Source organism: Mycolicibacter terrae (assembly GCF_010727125.1).
In the GTDB taxonomy this organism is placed as follows: Bacteria; Actinomycetota; Actinomycetes; order Mycobacteriales; family Mycobacteriaceae; genus Mycobacterium; species Mycobacterium terrae.
Map to the genome: position 1 here is coordinate 2,398,170 of NZ_AP022564.1, position 14,570 is coordinate 2,412,739.

Genomic DNA, 14,570 nt, shown 5'->3' on the forward strand with positions numbered 1-14,570 from the left:
TCTCCACCCTACCGTCGGCACCGACGCGGAAGTGGGCTAAGGCGCGCGGCGCCTAGGTGGTTAGTTGTTCGACCAGCTCAGCAGCGCTGTCCACCGAGTCCAGCAGCGCCCCGACGTGGGCTTTGCTGCCGCGCAGCGGCTCCAGTGTGGGAATCCGGACCAGCGACTCCCCGCCGAGGTCGAAGATCACCGAGTCCCAGCTGGCCGCCGCGATGTCGGCGCCGAATCGGCGCAGGCACTCGCCGCGGAAGTAGGCACGGGTGTCGGTCGGTGGGTTGTCCACCGCGTCGAGCACCTGCTGCTCGGTGATCAGCCGCTGCATGGAGCCGCGGGCGACCAGCCGGTTGTAAAGACCCTTGTCCAGCCGGACATCGGAGTACTGCAGATCGATCAGGTGTAGCCGCGGAGCCGACCAGCTCAGGTTCTCCCGCTGCCGGAAGCCCTCCAGCAGGCGCAGCTTGGCCGGCCAGTCCAGCAGGTCGGCGCACTCCATCGGGTCGCGTTCCAGCTGGTCGAGGACCCGCGCCCAGGTCTCGACGATGTCGGTGGCACGCGGATCGGGATCGCGGGCGTCGACAAGCTTGGTCACCCGGTCCAGGTAAATCCGTTGTAGCGCAAGGGCGGTCATCTCCCGACCGTCGGCCAGCGCGACGGTCGCCCGCAGCGTCGGGTCACGGCTGATCACGTGCACCGCACGCACCGGACGGGCCAGGATCAGGTCGGACAGATCGATGCCGTGCTCGGCGCCCTCCTCAATGAGATCGAGCACCAGCGCGGTGGTGCCCACCTTCAGATACGTCGAGGTCTCGGCAAGGTTGGCGTCTCCGATGATGACGTGCAGCCGCCGGTACTTGTCGGCGTCGGCGTGCGGTTCATCGCGGGTGTTGATGATGCCGCGCTTGAGGGTGGTCTCCAGGCCGACCTCAACCTCGATGTAGTCGGCGCGCTGCGAGAGCTGAAAGCCCGGTTCGTCACCGGCGGGGCCCAGGCCGACCCGGCCGGAGCCGGTGACCACCTGTCGCGACACCAGGAACGGGGTCAAGCCGGCGATGATCGCCGAGAACGGCGTCTGCCTGCTCATCAGGTAGTTCTCGTGGGTGCCGTAGGAGGCGCCCTTGTTGTCGATGTTGTTCTTGTAGAGCTGCAGCTTGGCGGCCCCCGGGACGCTGGCCACGTGGCGGGCGGCGGCCTCCATCACCCGCTCACCGGCCTTGTCCCAGATCACCGCGTCCAGCGGGTCGGTGACCTCGGGCGCGGAGTACTCCGGGTGGGCATGGTCGACGTAGAGCCGTGCCCCGTTGGTCAGGATCATGTTGGCCGCCCCGACCTCGTCGGCGTCAATGATCGGCGGCGGGCCGGACGAGCGGCTCAGGTCGAACCCGCGGGCATCCCGCAGTGGGGACTCCACCTCGTAGTCCCAGCGGGTGCGCTTGGCACGCGGGATCCCGGCCGCGGCGGCATAGGCCAGCACCGCCTGAGTGGAGGTCAGGATCGGGTTCGCGGTCGGATCCGATGGCGAAGCGATGCCGTATTCGACTTCGGTGCCGATGATCCGTTGCATCGCCCCAGCCTAGGCGAGGGTGTCAGCGGCTCACGCGGGTGGCGTGCGGGCGCCACTACTTTCGCGCAGCAGCACCTTGCCGCGTGGCGCCCAGAGTCCGGTGGGCCATCTCCTTGGCCGCGGCGATGATGGTGTCCGCGTCCGGCTCGACGGCGCCGGCGTAGGCAGCGTTCAAAAGGCCATCGACGGCGTAGTACAACAGTGCAGCCGTGGTGCGCGGATCGCCCACCGTGGCGGCGCCGGCGGCTACGGCGGTAGCGATGGCGTCGGCAAGCAGCGTGATGACTTTCGAATCGGCTTGGCGTAGTTGGCGCAATCCGTCGCCGGACGCCTGCGAGAACACCGCCCGGTGCAGGGCCGCATTGGCGATGTCGTAGTTCGGTAAAGAGAGGAGGCTCGTATGACAACAACGCAGGCCGCTACCGGACAGGACATCGCCGCGACCGCGGCGCCCACCAATGCTCTGAGCCTGATGGCACTCGGTCGGGTGCTCCTTGCCGCCGCCTCACTGGCCGCACCGAGGGGCTTCGCCAAGATCGTCGGGGTCACACCGTCCCCCGAACTCACCTACATGACCAGGATCTATGGCGCCCGCGCGTGTGCGATGGGCCTGGCTTACCTCACCAGCGCCACCGCGCAACGCCGTCGCTGGAAACGTTTCTCCCTGGCGGTGGACACCATCGACACCGTCAACGGCTTCGCCCACCTTCTGCGCCGCGATCTCCCGCTGCGCGCGGCACTCAGCATGGTGGCTCTGACGGGCACCTATGCGGCTATCGGCGCGACCGAAGTCGCCGCAGAGCAGTTCGCCACCTCGAGCTAGGCGAGCCCGCCGGCCCGCACGAGCGTGCACAGTTGTACACGATTTGCGGCGTGTCGCTGGGCAAACACGCACGCTCGCGCGAGAAGGAAGTTGCTACAGGTACTGGCCCAGGTTGGACTCGGTGTCGATGGCCCGGCTCGCGCTCGAGCTCTTGCCGGTGACCAGGGTGCGGATGTAGACGATCCGCTCCCCCTTCTTGCCCGAGATCCGCGCCCAGTCATCGGGATTGGTGGTGTTGGGCAGGTCTTCGTTCTCGGCGAACTCATCGACGATCGAGTCCAGCAGGTGCTGGATGCGCAGGCCGGGCTGGCCGGTCTCCAGCACCGACTTGATCGCGTTCTTCTTCGCCCGGTCGACGACGTTCTGGATCATCGCCCCGGAGTTGAAGTCCTTGAAGTACATGACTTCCTTGTCCCCGTTGGCGTAGGTGACCTCCAGGAACCGGTTGTCGTCGATCTCGGCGTACATCCGGTCGACGACCTTCTCGATCATCGCCTTGATGCAGGCCGCGCGGTCCCCGCCGAACTCAGCCAGGTCGTCGGCGTGCACCGGCAGGCCCACGGTGAGGTACTTGGAGAAGATGTCCTGGGCGGCTTCGGCGTCCGGGCGCTCGATCTTGATCTTGACGTCGAGGCGACCGGGCCGCAGGATCGCCGGGTCGATCATGTCCTCCCGGTTGGAGGCTCCGATCACGATGACGTTTTCCAGCCCCTCCACGCCATCGATCTCGCTCAGCAGCTGCGGAACCACCGTCGTCTCCACGTCCGAGGAGACACCGGTGCCGCGGGTGCGGAAGATCGAGTCCATCTCGTCGAAGAACACGATCACCGGGGTGCCTTCGGACGCCTTTTCCCTGGCGCGCTGGAAGATCAGCCGGATGTGACGCTCGGTCTCCCCCACGAACTTGTTGAGCAGCTCGGGACCCTTGATGTTGAGGAAGTACGACTTGGCCTCGTGGGCGTCGTCGCCGCGGACCTCGGCCATCTTCTTGGCCAGCGAGTTGGCTACCGCCTTGGCGATCAGTGTCTTACCGCAGCCGGGTGGGCCGTAGAGCAGCACACCCTTGGGCGGGCGCAGCGAATACTCCCGGTAGAGCTCCTTGTGCAGGAACGGCAGCTCCACGGCGTCGCGGATCTGCTCGATCTGACGACCGAGACCACCGATGTCGCCGTAGCTGACGTCGGGCACCTCCTCGAGCACCAGGTCTTCGACCTCGGCCTTGGGGATGCGCTCGAACGCGTAACCGGCCTTGGTGTCGACCAGCAGCGAATCGCCGGGGCGCAGCTTGCGGGGACGCCGGTCATCGGACATGGCGTCCGGGTGGCGTTCGGGCAGGTCCTCGGCGACCAGCGGCTCGGCCAGCCACACGATGCGCTCCTCGTCGGCGTGACCCACCACCAGCGCCCGGTGGCCGTCGGCCAGCACCTCGCGCAGGGTGGAAATCTCGCCGACCGATTCGAAGGCGGTGGCCTCGACCACCGTCAGAGCCTCGTTGAGCCGCACCGTCTGGCCCTTTTTCAGCGTCGCGACGTCGATGTTCGGCGAGATGTTCAGCCGCATCCGGCGCCCGGAGGTAAACACGTCGACGGTGTCGTCCTCGTGGCTGCCCAGCAGCACGCCGTACCCGCTGGGCGGCTGACCCAGCCGGTCGACCTCCTCACGCAGCGCCAGCAGCTGCTGACGCGCGTCTTTGAGGGTGTCCATCAGCTTGGAGTTGCGCGCGGTCAGCGAGTCGATGTGCGCTTCGAGCTGCCGCACGTCGCGCCCGACCCGGGCGGTGTCCTGCGGTGTGTTGTCCAGCTGCTCGCGCAGCACTGCGGCCTCGCGGCGCAGCTCCTCCAGCTCGGCGAGGTCGTCGCCAGGCGTGAGCGACCCCCCGGAAGCGTCGAAGGCCTCAGAACGCCCTGAGTCTCCCATGTTGTCCATGCTGCGCTCCTTTCCCGAACTGGAAGTTGAAGCGACGGATACCTCAACGCTACCGGCCATTGTGCATTCGCGTGCGCAGTGGCAATCCGACACACCGGGAAACGCTGTTAGCCTTGGTAACGATTCAAGCCGTCGAAAGGACCTTTGTGACCGTGAAATACCTAGCCACAGGCATCGCAGCAGCCGCGCTCGTCGGGGCCGCCGCAGCAGGTGTGACCTCGGTTGCAACCGTCACTCCGCAGGTGCAGTTGACGGTGTTCGGCGCGCCGCTGCCGCTGGACCCGCCGGCCGCGGTGCCGGCGCCGGAGCAGCTGACCGACGTCCTCAACACGCTGGCCGACCCGGGTATCCCCGCTGCCGGCAAGTCGTACCTGATCGAGGGCGGGCTGGGCCCGGTCGAGAGCAGCATCATGGACCGCAAGATGGCCAAGGCCGCCGCGAACGGCAAGTTCCCGCTGGCGATCAGCGTGGCCAACATCGCCCCGGCCGGCCTCGGCGCGGCCACCGCGGACGTCACCGCCTCCGGGCCGCAGATGGAGCCGCGCACGGTCAACCTGACGTTCGTGGACCAGGGCGGCTGGAAGCTGTCCAAGACGTCGCTGATGACGCTGTCGCAGATGACCTCGTCGAACTGACCCCGACTGGATGTCCCGGCAGCGCATCGCCGTGAGCACCGCCGTGGCGGTGGTGCTGGCGCTGTCGGGCTGTACCGGCCATCAGGCGGCGCCACCGACGGCCGAACTGCCGCCGACGTCGACCACGACGGTGGCGGCAGAACCGCCGGCTTCGGCGATGCCGGCACCTGAGGCGCTGACCGATGTGCTGTACCGCCTGTCCGACCCGGAGGTTCCCGGGGTGGAGAAGGTGGGCCTCATCGAGGGCGCCAAGCCCACCGACGCCGAGACCATCGACAAGTTCGCCACCGCGCTCAAAGACGGCGGGTACCTGCCGCTGAAACTCGAGGCCGCCGGGCTGACCTGGTCGGACCGCCACCCGGGCAACCTGACCGCCGACGTCACCGTCGACACCGCCAACCCCGACACCGGCGGGTTCGCGTTCCCGATGGAGTTCAGGCCGCACGACGGAGGCTGGCAGCTGTCGCAGGAGACCGCCAAAACGCTGTTGGCATTCGGCAAGGCGCACGCCGGATCCACCGCGCCCGCCACGCCGTAGCCATGTGGATCGGCTGGTTGGAGTTCGACCTGCTGCTCGGGGACGTGCATTCGCTCAAAGAGAAGCGGTCGGTGGTGCGCCCGATCGTCGCGGAGTTGCAGCGCAAGTTCAATGTCTCAGCGGCCGAGACGGATTCGGCGGATCTGCACCGGCGCAGCGGGATCGGCCTGTCCGCGGTGTCCGGCGAGCGCGGTCGCCTGGTGGAGGTGCTGGACGCGGCCGAACGTCTGGTGGCCGCCCGCCCGGAGGTCGAGCTGCTGTCGGTGCGCCGCGGGCTGCGCCGCAGCGACGACTAGGGCTGTGACGCAAGCCGTTTCACCGATCACACCGGGCGTTTACGCCCCAGCCGCGTCGGGGTGACGGTGCCCGGCGCCAGTCGGCGCGCGACGACCAGAAACGCGGTGTGGCCACGCATCGCGTGCTGCGGTCGCACCGCCAGGCCGACGACGTTCCAGCCGCGCTGCAACGTCTCCCACGCCCGCGGTTCGGTCCAGCACTGCTGTTGCCGCAGCGCCTCCACCACCTCGGAGAGCTGGGTGACGGTGGCGACGTAGACCACCAGCACCCCACCGGGAATCAGCACCCGCGACACGGTGTCGAGCACCTCCCACGGCGCCAGCATGTCCAGCACCACCCGGTCGATCGATCCGGCCGGCAGGTCGCATTCGGCGACGTCACCCATCACCAGCTGCCAGTTGTCGGGCAGGTGCCCGACGAAGGTCTCGACGTTGCGGCGGGCATGCTCGGCGTGGTCGTCGCGCAGTTCGTAGGAGACCACCCGGCCCTCGGGCCCGACGGCGCGGAGCAAGGACAGCGTCAACGCGCCCGAGCCGGCGCCGGCCTCCAGCACCCGGGCCCCGGGAAAGATGTCGCCCTCGTGGATGATCTGCGCGGAATCCTTGGGGTAGATCACCTGCGCTCCGCGCGGCATCGACATCACGTAGTCGACCAGCAGCGGCCGCAGCACCAGGAACGGGTCGCCGTTGGCGGACTTGACCACGCTGCCGTCCGGCAGCCCGATCACCTCGTCGTGCGGGATGGCGCCGCGATGGGTGTGGAAGTCACCGCCGGGAACCAGCACCGTGGTGTAGCGGCGGCCCTTGGCGTCGGTGAACTGGGCCCGATCGCCCGCTTGGAAGATCCCGGATTCGGACACAGCAGTCAACACTAAAGCGTGTTCGACGAACTGGTTGTCGGCGCATGCCCGTAGGGTGCCTGACTATGAGCCGGCCCGCGTTGTCCCCGTCGCGTGCGGTCGACTTCAAACAGTGCCCGCTGCTGTACCGCTTCCGGGCGATCGACCGGCTGGCCGAGGCACCGTCGGCGGCGCAGCTGCGCGGCTCGGTGGTGCACGGCGCACTGGAGCGGCTCTACGCGCTGCCGGCGCCGCAGCGTGACCCCGAGGCGGCTGCGGGCCTGGTGGTTCCGTCGTGGGAGCAGCTGATCAGCGCCGAGCCGGGCCTGGGCGACGGGCTCGACACCGACAAGCTGCTGGCCGAGGCCCGCAGGCTGCTCACCGGCTACTACCGGCTGGAGGATCCGCGCCGCTTCGATCCGCAGAGCTGCGAGCAGCGCGTCGAGGTCGAGCTGGCCGACGGGACCCTGCTGCGGGGTTTCGTCGACCGCATCGACGTGGCGCCGTCGGGCGGGCTGCGGGTGGTCGACTACAAGACCGGCAGAGCACCGTCGGCGACCAGGGCGTCGGCCGAATCGAAGGCGCTGTTCCAGATGAAGTTCTACGCGGTGGCGCTGCTGCGATCACGCGGGGTGCTGCCCGCACAGCTGCGGCTGATCTACCTCGCCGACGGCCAGCTGCTGGACTACGCCCCTGACCACGCGGAGCTGCTGCGTTTCGAGAAGACTTTGATCGCCATCTGGCGGGCCATCCAAACCGCCGGCGCCACAGGTGATTTCCGGCCCAACCCCTCGCGGTTGTGTGACCGTTGCGCGCACCGCGCGCTGTGCCCGGCGTTCGGCGGGACCCCGCCGGCCTACCCCGGCTGGCCCGCGGACCAAGCGGCGTGAACGGCAGCTACTACCGTCGGGTGCCGGGCTGCCAGGCGGACGACGTCGTCTTCGAAGCCACCGATTTCACCCGCAGCAACTGGGGTCCCCTGCAGCACGGCTCACCCCCACTGGCGTTGCTCACCCGGGAGATCGAGGGCCTGATCGCCGGATCGGGCCAGCGGGTCGCCCGGTTGAGCCTGGACATCCTGGGCGCGATACCGGTGGCCCGGGTGCGGGTGAAGGCCCGGGTGCAGCGGCCCGGGCGGCGAATCTGCCTGCTGGAAGCCGAGATGCATGCCGACGACGACCGTCCGGTGGCGCGGCTGAGCGCATGGGCGCTGGCGACCGCGGACACCGCGGCGGTGGCCGCCGACCGGCACCCGCCACTGGCCGATGGGCCGTCACTACCGCCGCCGGAGTGGTTCGCCCAGGCCAGCGGATACGCGCACTCGGTGAGTTGGCGGGTGCAGCCGGACTCCGCCGACGGCGCCGCGGTGGCCTGGCTGAGCCCGCAGGTTCATCTGGTCGACACCGAGCAGACCACCGCGCTGCAGCGGCTGGCGATGGTGGTCGACTCGGCCAACGGAGTCGGCGCCGCCCTGGACACCGATGAGTACATGTTCATGAACACCGACACCGTCGTGCACCTGCACCGGCTGCCGGCCGGCGAGGAGTTCGGCCTGCGGGCCCGCGCCTCTATCGGACCGGACGGCGTCGGCGTGACCACCGCGGAGTTGTTCGACCGCAACGGGTTCATCGGAACGTCAGCGCAGACGCTGCTGGTGCAGCGACGCTGAACGTCTCAGCTCACACGACCGCGGTGAATGCGGCGATGGCGATCCCGCCCAGCACGGCGACACTGTCCTCCAGCAGCGCGATCGGCAGGTCGTGACCGCCGTTGGCGGCGACCAGGCGCTGCCGCGCGGCAAGACCGCCCAACGTACCGATCACCGCGCCGATCACGGCCGCCCCCAGTGCCGTCCAGGTGAAGTTCCACGCGGTACCGAGCACCGCACCGGCGAACCCGCCCAGCAGGATCCGCGCGGCGAACTGCATGGGCACGGTGCGCTTCGGGGCGTTGGGCAACTGGTCGGTGATGAATTCGACGATCGCCAGCACCGTCAAGATGGTGACGGTCACCGGATGGCTCAACCACTCGGCCCAGGTGCCGTTCAGGTTGATCCAGTGCAAAGCGGCCGCCCAGGCCATCACCGCCGGCGCGGTCAGCGCACGCAGGCCGGCGACGGTACCGATCAACAGCGCGAGGAGCAGCACGATGAGATGCGTCACTAGAACCTCCTAGGGTCTCCCGGACGCTAACACGGCGGCAGCTCATCTACCTGCACTGATCAAAATCGGCAGAATCTGATATCTGAGGCGAGGATGGCCTTGGCTCCGATGGCGGCCAGTTCGTCCATGATCGAGTTGACGTCACGGCGCGGGACCAGCGCGCGCACCGCTACCCAGTCCGGCTCGGCCAGCGGGGCGATGGTCGGAGACTCCAGTCCCGGGGTGATCGCGGCAGCCTCCTCGAGAGCCGCCCGCGGACAGTTGTAATCCAGCATCAGGTACTGCTGGCCGAAGACCACGCCGCGCACCCGGCCCGCCAGCTGATCACGGGCTGCGGCCGTCTGTTGGCTGCGGCCATTCGGCTTCGCGGCCTCGATGAGCACCGCCTCCGAATCGCACAGCGTCTCACCGAAAGCCACCAGGCCATGCTGACGCAAGGTGCGGCCCGACCCGACCACGTCGGCGATCGCGTCGGCTACCCCGAGCTGAATCGAGATCTCCACCGCGCCGTCCAGTCGGATGACCGTTGCCTCGATCCCCTTGGCCGCCAGGTCTTTCCGAACGATGTTGGGATAGGCGGTGGCGATGCGCTTGCCGGCCAGATCCGCCACTGCCCAGTCCCGCCCGGCCGGGGCGGCGTAGCGGAACCGCGACGAGCCGAATCCCAGCGCCAGCCGTTCGCGCACCGGCGCAGTGGATTCCAGCGCCAGGTCCCGGCCGGTGACCCCCAGGTCCAACTCCCCCGACCCGACGTAGATGGCGATGTCCTTGGGCCGCAGGAAAAAGAACTCGACCTTGTTGGTCGGGTCGATGACCGTCAGGTCCTTGGCGTCGGAGCGGCTGCGGTAGCCGGCCTCGGCCAGCATCGCCGCGGCGGATTCACTGAGCGCCCCCTTATTGGGGACGGCGACACGCAACATACTCACAGCTTCCGGTAGACGTCGGCCAGCGTCAGCCCGCGCGAGATCATCAGCACCTGGGTCCAGTACAGCAGCTGGCTGATCTCCCCGGCCAGCGCGTCATCGGACTCGTGCTCGGCGGCCATCCATACCTCGCCGGCCTCCTCCAGAATCTTCTTGCCGACGCTGTGTACCCCGGCGTCCAGCGCGGCCACGGTGGCGCTGCCGGCCGGTCGGGTCGCAGCGCGTTCACCGAGCTCGGCGAACAGCTCCTCGAAGGTCTTCACGAGCAGGGATTGTTTCATGCGCCATCAGAAGCCGTCACGGCAGTTTCGCTCCGGGGGCGGGCCGCCACCGGTGTGAGCGTCGCCCGCCACCGGTGTGAGCGTGCACAGATGTACAGCATTTACGGCGTGTCGGCGGGCAAACACGCGCGCTCGCGCTCGTGGGGAGTGGGGGTGGGGGTGGGAATGGGGGTGGCCAGGTCGGTGTAGATGTCGTGCAGGTCCGCCGGCGCGAGACCGGCCAGGGAAGCCACCTGGCGACGCCGCGGCCCGCCGGGCACCGGAATCGCATTCGGCGCCACCAGCACCGCGCAGCCCGCCGCCTCGGCGGCGGCTGCGCCGGTCGGCGAATCCTCCACCGCCAGACACCAGCGCGGGTCGAGCTCCAGCAGCTGCGCAGCCCGAAGATAGGGATCCGGTGCCGGCTTGCCGCGGTCTACCTCGTCGCCGCAGACCACCGCCGCGAAATAATGCCGGCCGATGGTGTCCAGCGCCCGCTCGGCCAGCGCCCGCGGGGTGTTGGTCACCAGCGCCACGGGCATGGCCGCCGCGGCCAGTCCATCGAGCAGCTCCCGGGCGCCGTCGCACCAGGGCAGGCCGGTGTCGAACAGCCCGGCGGTGTAGTCGTGCAGCCAGTGCGCCGAATCGGCCATCGCCGCCGGGTCGAGCGGCAGCCCCAGATCGTCGTAGACGATGCGCATGGTGTTCTCCGCGCAACCACCGACCGTCGCCGCCCGGACCTCCGGCCTCAGCACCCCGCCGAGGCGGTCATAGAGCGCGTCCATCGCGACATCCCACAGCTTCTCGGAGTCGACCAGGGTGCCGTCCATGTCGCACAGCACCGCGCGCAAGGCTCAGTCCTCCGGGTTGTAGCCGAGGTTGGCGCCGAGCCAGCGCTCGGCTTCGGTCAGGGTCCAGCCCTTGCGCTTCGCGTAGTCGGCGACCTGGTCCTGGGCCAACCGGCCGATGACGAAGTACTGCGATTGCGGGTGCGAGAAGTACAGGCCGCTGACCGCGGCGCCGGGCCACATCGCCATCGAGTCGGTCAGCTCGATGCGGGTCCGCTCGTGGACGTCCATCAACTTCCAGATCGTCGCCTTCTCGGTGTGCTCCGGGCAGGCCGGGTAGCCCGGGGCGGGGCGGATTCCCTGGTACTTCTCGGCGATGAGTGCCTCGTTGTCCAAGGTCTCGTCGGGCTGGAATCCCCAGAACTCCTTGCGAACCCGCTGGTGCATCCGTTCGGCGAAGGCCTCCGCCAGCCGGTCGGCGACCGACTCCAGCAAGATAGCGCTGTAGTCGTCGAGGTCCGCCTTGAACTCCGCGATCTTCTCTCCGCTGCCGAGCCCCGCGGTGACGGCGAAGGCGCCGATGTAGTCGGCCAGACCGGTGTCTTTGGGGGCGATGAAGTCGCCCAGCGACCGGTTCGGGATGCCGGCCCGGTGCGCACCCTGCTGGCGCAGGTTGTGGAACATGGTCAGCACCTCGGTACGGGACTCGTCGGTGTAGACCTCGACGTCGTCGCCGACCGCGTTCGCCGGGAAGAACCCGATCACCGCGTTGGCCGTCAGCCACTTCTCCTCGATCGCACGGTCGAGCATCTGCTGGGCGTCCTCGTACAGCTTGCGGGCGGCCTCACCCGACGCCGGGTTGTTGAGGATGTCGGGAAAGCGGCCCTTCATCTCCCAGGCGTTGAAGAACGGCTGCCAGTCGATGTACTCGCGCAACTCGGCGAGGTCGTAGTCGAGAAACTCCCGCACGCCGAGACCCTGGACGGGCACCGGCGGCGTGTAGCCGTCCCACTCGATCGGCGTCCGGTTCGCGCGGGCCTTCTCCAGCGGCACCATCGGCCGCTCGTTCTTCTGGGCGTGCCGTTCCCGCAGCGACGCGTAGTCGGCCGCGGTCTGCTCAAGCAGCGCAGGCCGTTGCTTGTCGTCGAGCAGCGCGGCAGCGACCGGCACCGAGCGGGACGCGTCTTTGACCCAGATCACCGGACCGCTGCGCCGCGGCGCAATCTTCACTGCCGTGTGGGCGCTCGAGGTGGTCGCGCCGCCGATCAGCAGCGGGATCTGCAGGCCTTCGCGTTCCATCTCCGCGGCGAAGCCGGCCATCTCCTCCAGCGACGGGGTGATCAGGCCGGAGAGGCCGACCATGTCGGCGTCGTATTCGTTGACCGCGGCCAGGATCTTGTCGGCGGGCACCATCACACCGAGATCGACGACGCTGTAGTTGTTGCACTGCAGCACGACCCCGACGATGTTCTTGCCGATGTCGTGGACGTCGCCCTTCACGGTCGCCATCACGATCGTGCCGTTGGTGTGATCGCCCTCGCCGGGTTGCTTCTCCGCCTCGATATACGGCAGCAGGTACGCCACGGCCTTCTTCATCACCCGGGCCGACTTCACCACCTGGGGCAGGAACATCTTGCCCGCACCGAACAGGTCGCCGACGACGTTCATGCCGTCCATCAGCGGGCCCTCGATCACCTCGATCGGCCGACCGCCCGCGGCCGCGATCTCGGCCCGCAGCTCCTCGGTGTCTTCGTCGACGTGGGCATCGATCCCCTTGACCAGGGCATGCGTGATCCGCTCGCGGACCGGGAGGCTGCGCCACTCGGCTGCCGAGGGATCTTCGGCCTTCTCGGAGGAGTTGAACCGTTCGGCGATCTCCAGCAGCCTCTCGGCGGCATCCTCGCGACGGTTCAGCACGACGTCCTCGATCCGTTCCCGCAGCTCGGGCTCGATCGAGTCGTAGGGCACCAGCGCACCGGCGTTGACGATGCCCATGTCCAGGCCGGCCTTGATGGCGTGGTACAGGAACACCGCATGAATCGCCTCGCGGACCGGGTTGTTGCCCCGGAACGAGAACGACACGTTCGAGATGCCGCCGGAGATGAGCACCCCGGGCAGGTTCTCCTTGATCCAGGCGCAGGCCTCGATGAAGTCGATCCCGTAGGTCGCGTGCTCCTCGATGCCGGTCGCCAGGGCGAAGCAGTTCGGGTCGAAGATGATGTCCTCGGCCGGGAAGCCGACCTGTTCGGTCAGGATCCGGTAGGCCCGCCCGCAGATCTCCTTGCGGCGCTCCAGGTTGTCGGCCTGCCCCTGCTCGTCGAAGGCCATCACCACGACGGCGGCGCCGTACTTGCGGCACAGCCGCGCCTCGTGGATGAACTTCTCCTCGCCCTCCTTCATGGAGATCGAGTTGACGATCGGCTTGCCCTGCACGTTCTTCAGGCCCGCCTCGATGACCTCCCACTTGGAGGAGTCGATCATCACCGGGACCCGGCTGATGTCCGGCTCGGACGCGATCAGTTTGGTGAACCGGTCCATCGCGGCGACGCCGTCGATCATGCCCTCGTCCATGTTGATGTCGATGACCTGCGCACCGACCTCGACCTGCTGTAGCGCGACCGACAGTGCGGTGTCGTAGTCCTCGGCCTTGATCAGGTTGCGGAACCGGGCCGAGCCGGTGATGTTGGTGCGTTCACCGATGTTGACGAACAGTGAGTCGTCGGTGATGTTGAGCGGTTCCAGGCCCGACAGGCGGGTGGCCACCTCGATCTTCGGCAGCTCGCGCGGCGGCTTGCCCTCGACGACCCTGGCGATCTCGGCGATGTGCTCCGGCGCCGTTCCGCAGCAACCCCCGACCAGGTTGACCAAGCCGGCGTCGGCGAAGTCGGCGATGTAGCCGGCCTGATGTTCCGGGGACTCGTCGTATTCGCCAAAGGCGTTGGGCAGGCCGGCATTCGGGTAGCACGAGATGAAGGTGTCCGCGATCCGCGCCATCTCGGCGATGTAGGGCCGCATCTCCGGCGCCCCCAGCGCACAGTTGAGGCCCACCGCGACCGGCTTCGCGTGCCGGATCGAGTTCCAGAACGCCTCGGTGACCTGGCCCGACAACGTCCGCCCGGAGGCATCGGTGATGGTGCCGGAGATGATGACCGGCCAACGGCGTCCGCGCTCCTCGAATAGCGTCTCGACGGCGAACACCGCCGCCTTGGAGTTCAGCGAGTCGAAGATCGTCTCGATGAGCAGGATGTCGGCGCCGCCGTCGACCAGGCCGTTGGCGGCCTCGAGGTAGGCCGCGACCAGCTGGTCGTAGGAGACGTTGCGGGCGCCGGGGTCGTTGACGTCCGGTGAGATCGACGCGGTCCGCGTCGTCGGCCCGAGCGTGCCCGCCACGTAGCGGGGCTTCTCCGGGGTGCTGAACTCGTCGGCCGCCTTGCGAGCCAGAGCGGCGCCGGCGTAGTTCAGTTCGTAGGCCAGTTCCGCCATGTCGTAGTCGGAGAGCGAGATCGCGGTCGAGTTGAACGTGTTGGTCTCCAGGATGTCCGCGCCCGCCTCGAGGTACTCGCGGTGAATTCCCTCGATGATCTGCGGCTGCGTGCACGTGAGCAGGTCGTTATTGCCCTGCAGAGGGGTCGCCCATTCGGCGAACCGCTCGCCGCGGTAACCGGCCTCGTCCGGGCGGTCCCGCTGAATCGCCGTGCCCATCGCGCCGTCGATCACCATGATCCGACGGCGCAGAGCGGCGGTCAGCTCGTCGGTGCAGTCGGGCCGGATGTTGGGCTCAAAGGTGTTCACGCGGGTTCCTTCCATGACGGAAGGCGT

The 14,570-nt window shown here is 68.3% G+C and carries 15 protein-coding genes; 6 read left to right on the forward strand and 9 right to left on the reverse strand.

Going from position 1 to position 14,570, the window contains the following annotated elements; translation table 11 throughout:
• Positions 1 to 52 precede the first annotated feature (52 nt).
• The gene (gene dop, locus G6N23_RS11520) at positions 53 to 1,561 is read right to left on the reverse strand and encodes a depupylase/deamidase Dop (RefSeq protein ID WP_085262342.1); all 1,509 of its coding nucleotides are present in this window, start codon (positions 1,559 to 1,561) and stop codon (positions 53 to 55) included.
• A gap of 55 nt (positions 1,562 to 1,616) precedes the next feature.
• Entirely contained in the window at positions 1,617 to 1,904 is a 288-nt protein-coding gene (locus G6N23_RS11525; protein ID WP_234808705.1) for a hypothetical protein, read from the reverse strand.
• 57 nt (positions 1,905 to 1,961) lie between these two features.
• On the opposite strand from G6N23_RS11525, the gene G6N23_RS11530 reads away from it, so the two are divergent.
• Positions 1,962 to 2,384, forward strand: a complete 423-nt coding sequence (locus G6N23_RS11530) for a hypothetical protein (RefSeq protein WP_085262343.1) — start codon at positions 1,962 to 1,964, stop codon at positions 2,382 to 2,384.
• Between the two features lie 93 nt (positions 2,385 to 2,477).
• On the opposite strand, the gene arc is transcribed toward G6N23_RS11530, so the two are convergent.
• Positions 2,478 to 4,301, reverse strand: coding sequence for a proteasome ATPase (gene arc, locus G6N23_RS11535; RefSeq protein WP_085262360.1), 1,824 nt, complete (start codon positions 4,299 to 4,301; stop codon positions 2,478 to 2,480).
• A 155-nt stretch (positions 4,302 to 4,456) separates the two neighbouring features.
• On the opposite strand from arc, the gene G6N23_RS11540 reads away from it, so the two are divergent.
• Genes G6N23_RS11540 through G6N23_RS11550 form a run of 3 tightly spaced genes read left to right on the forward strand, consistent with a single transcriptional unit; the run spans position 4,457 to position 5,779 of the window.
• The gene (locus G6N23_RS11540) at positions 4,457 to 4,945 is read left to right on the forward strand and encodes an MTB12 family secreted protein (protein ID WP_085262344.1); all 489 of its coding nucleotides are present in this window, start codon (positions 4,457 to 4,459) and stop codon (positions 4,943 to 4,945) included.
• Positions 4,946 to 4,976: 31 nt separating this feature from the next.
• The gene (locus G6N23_RS11545; protein WP_234808706.1) at positions 4,977 to 5,483 is read left to right on the forward strand and encodes a lipoprotein LppK; all 507 of its coding nucleotides are present in this window, start codon (positions 4,977 to 4,979) and stop codon (positions 5,481 to 5,483) included.
• Between the two features lie 2 nt (positions 5,484 to 5,485).
• Entirely contained in the window at positions 5,486 to 5,779 is a 294-nt protein-coding gene (locus G6N23_RS11550; RefSeq protein ID WP_085262346.1) for a DUF503 domain-containing protein, read from the forward strand.
• Between the two features lie 26 nt (positions 5,780 to 5,805).
• Here G6N23_RS11550 and G6N23_RS11555 read toward each other — a convergent pair whose 3' ends face one another.
• Positions 5,806 to 6,639: a tRNA (adenine-N1)-methyltransferase gene (locus tag G6N23_RS11555; protein WP_085262347.1), complete on the reverse strand. Its 834-nt coding sequence runs from the start codon at positions 6,637 to 6,639 to the stop codon at positions 5,806 to 5,808.
• Between the two features lie 44 nt (positions 6,640 to 6,683).
• On the opposite strand from G6N23_RS11555, the gene G6N23_RS11560 reads away from it, so the two are divergent.
• Together G6N23_RS11560 and G6N23_RS11565 are read left to right on the forward strand one after the other, a co-directional pair.
• Positions 6,684 to 7,508, forward strand: coding sequence for a RecB family exonuclease (locus G6N23_RS11560; RefSeq protein WP_085262348.1), 825 nt, complete (start codon positions 6,684 to 6,686; stop codon positions 7,506 to 7,508).
• Positions 7,505 to 8,287: a thioesterase family protein gene (locus tag G6N23_RS11565; RefSeq protein ID WP_085262361.1), complete on the forward strand. Its 783-nt coding sequence runs from the start codon at positions 7,505 to 7,507 to the stop codon at positions 8,285 to 8,287. Before G6N23_RS11560 ends, G6N23_RS11565 begins: the two co-directional genes overlap by 4 nt.
• 10 nt (positions 8,288 to 8,297) lie before the next feature.
• On the opposite strand, the gene G6N23_RS11570 is transcribed toward G6N23_RS11565, so the two are convergent.
• The 5 genes from G6N23_RS11570 to metH form a co-directional block, all read right to left on the reverse strand.
• Positions 8,298 to 8,780, reverse strand: coding sequence for a DUF4126 family protein (locus G6N23_RS11570; protein ID WP_085262349.1), 483 nt, complete (start codon positions 8,778 to 8,780; stop codon positions 8,298 to 8,300).
• A gap of 59 nt (positions 8,781 to 8,839) precedes the next feature.
• The gene (gene hisG, locus G6N23_RS11575; RefSeq protein WP_095173843.1) at positions 8,840 to 9,700 is read right to left on the reverse strand and encodes an ATP phosphoribosyltransferase; all 861 of its coding nucleotides are present in this window, start codon (positions 9,698 to 9,700) and stop codon (positions 8,840 to 8,842) included.
• 2 nt (positions 9,701 to 9,702) lie between these two features.
• Positions 9,703 to 9,984, reverse strand: a complete 282-nt coding sequence (locus tag G6N23_RS11580) for a phosphoribosyl-ATP diphosphatase (RefSeq protein ID WP_085262351.1) — start codon at positions 9,982 to 9,984, stop codon at positions 9,703 to 9,705.
• 101 nt (positions 9,985 to 10,085) lie between these two features.
• A complete protein-coding gene (locus G6N23_RS11585; RefSeq protein WP_095173841.1) occupies positions 10,086 to 10,814 on the reverse strand; it encodes an HAD family hydrolase in 729 nt (242 codons plus the stop codon).
• Between the two features lie 3 nt (positions 10,815 to 10,817).
• Positions 10,818 to 14,543 carry a methionine synthase gene (gene metH, locus G6N23_RS11590; RefSeq protein ID WP_095174171.1) on the reverse strand — a complete coding sequence of 1,242 codons (3,726 nt, stop codon included), beginning with the start codon at positions 14,541 to 14,543 and terminating at the stop codon, positions 10,818 to 10,820.
• Positions 14,544 to 14,570: the final 27 nt, after the last annotated feature.

Bases quoted from the DNA above. Each gene is read 5' to 3' on its own strand.
- dop (WP_085262342.1), bottom strand. From the start codon at position 1,561: ATGCAACGGATCATCGGCACCGAAGTCGAATACGGCATCGCTTCGCCA.
- G6N23_RS11530 (WP_085262343.1), top strand. From the start codon at position 1,962: ATGACAACAACGCAGGCCGCTACCGGACAGGACATCGCCGCGACCGCG.
- arc (WP_085262360.1), bottom strand. From the start codon at position 4,301: ATGGGAGACTCAGGGCGTTCTGAGGCCTTCGACGCTTCCGGGGGGTCG.
- G6N23_RS11550 (WP_085262346.1), top strand. From the start codon at position 5,486: ATGTGGATCGGCTGGTTGGAGTTCGACCTGCTGCTCGGGGACGTGCAT.
- G6N23_RS11560 (WP_085262348.1), top strand. From the start codon at position 6,684: ATGCCCGTAGGGTGCCTGACTATGAGCCGGCCCGCGTTGTCCCCGTCG.
- hisG (WP_095173843.1), bottom strand. From the start codon at position 9,700: ATGTTGCGTGTCGCCGTCCCCAATAAGGGGGCGCTCAGTGAATCCGCC.
- G6N23_RS11580 (WP_085262351.1), bottom strand. From the start codon at position 9,984: ATGAAACAATCCCTGCTCGTGAAGACCTTCGAGGAGCTGTTCGCCGAG.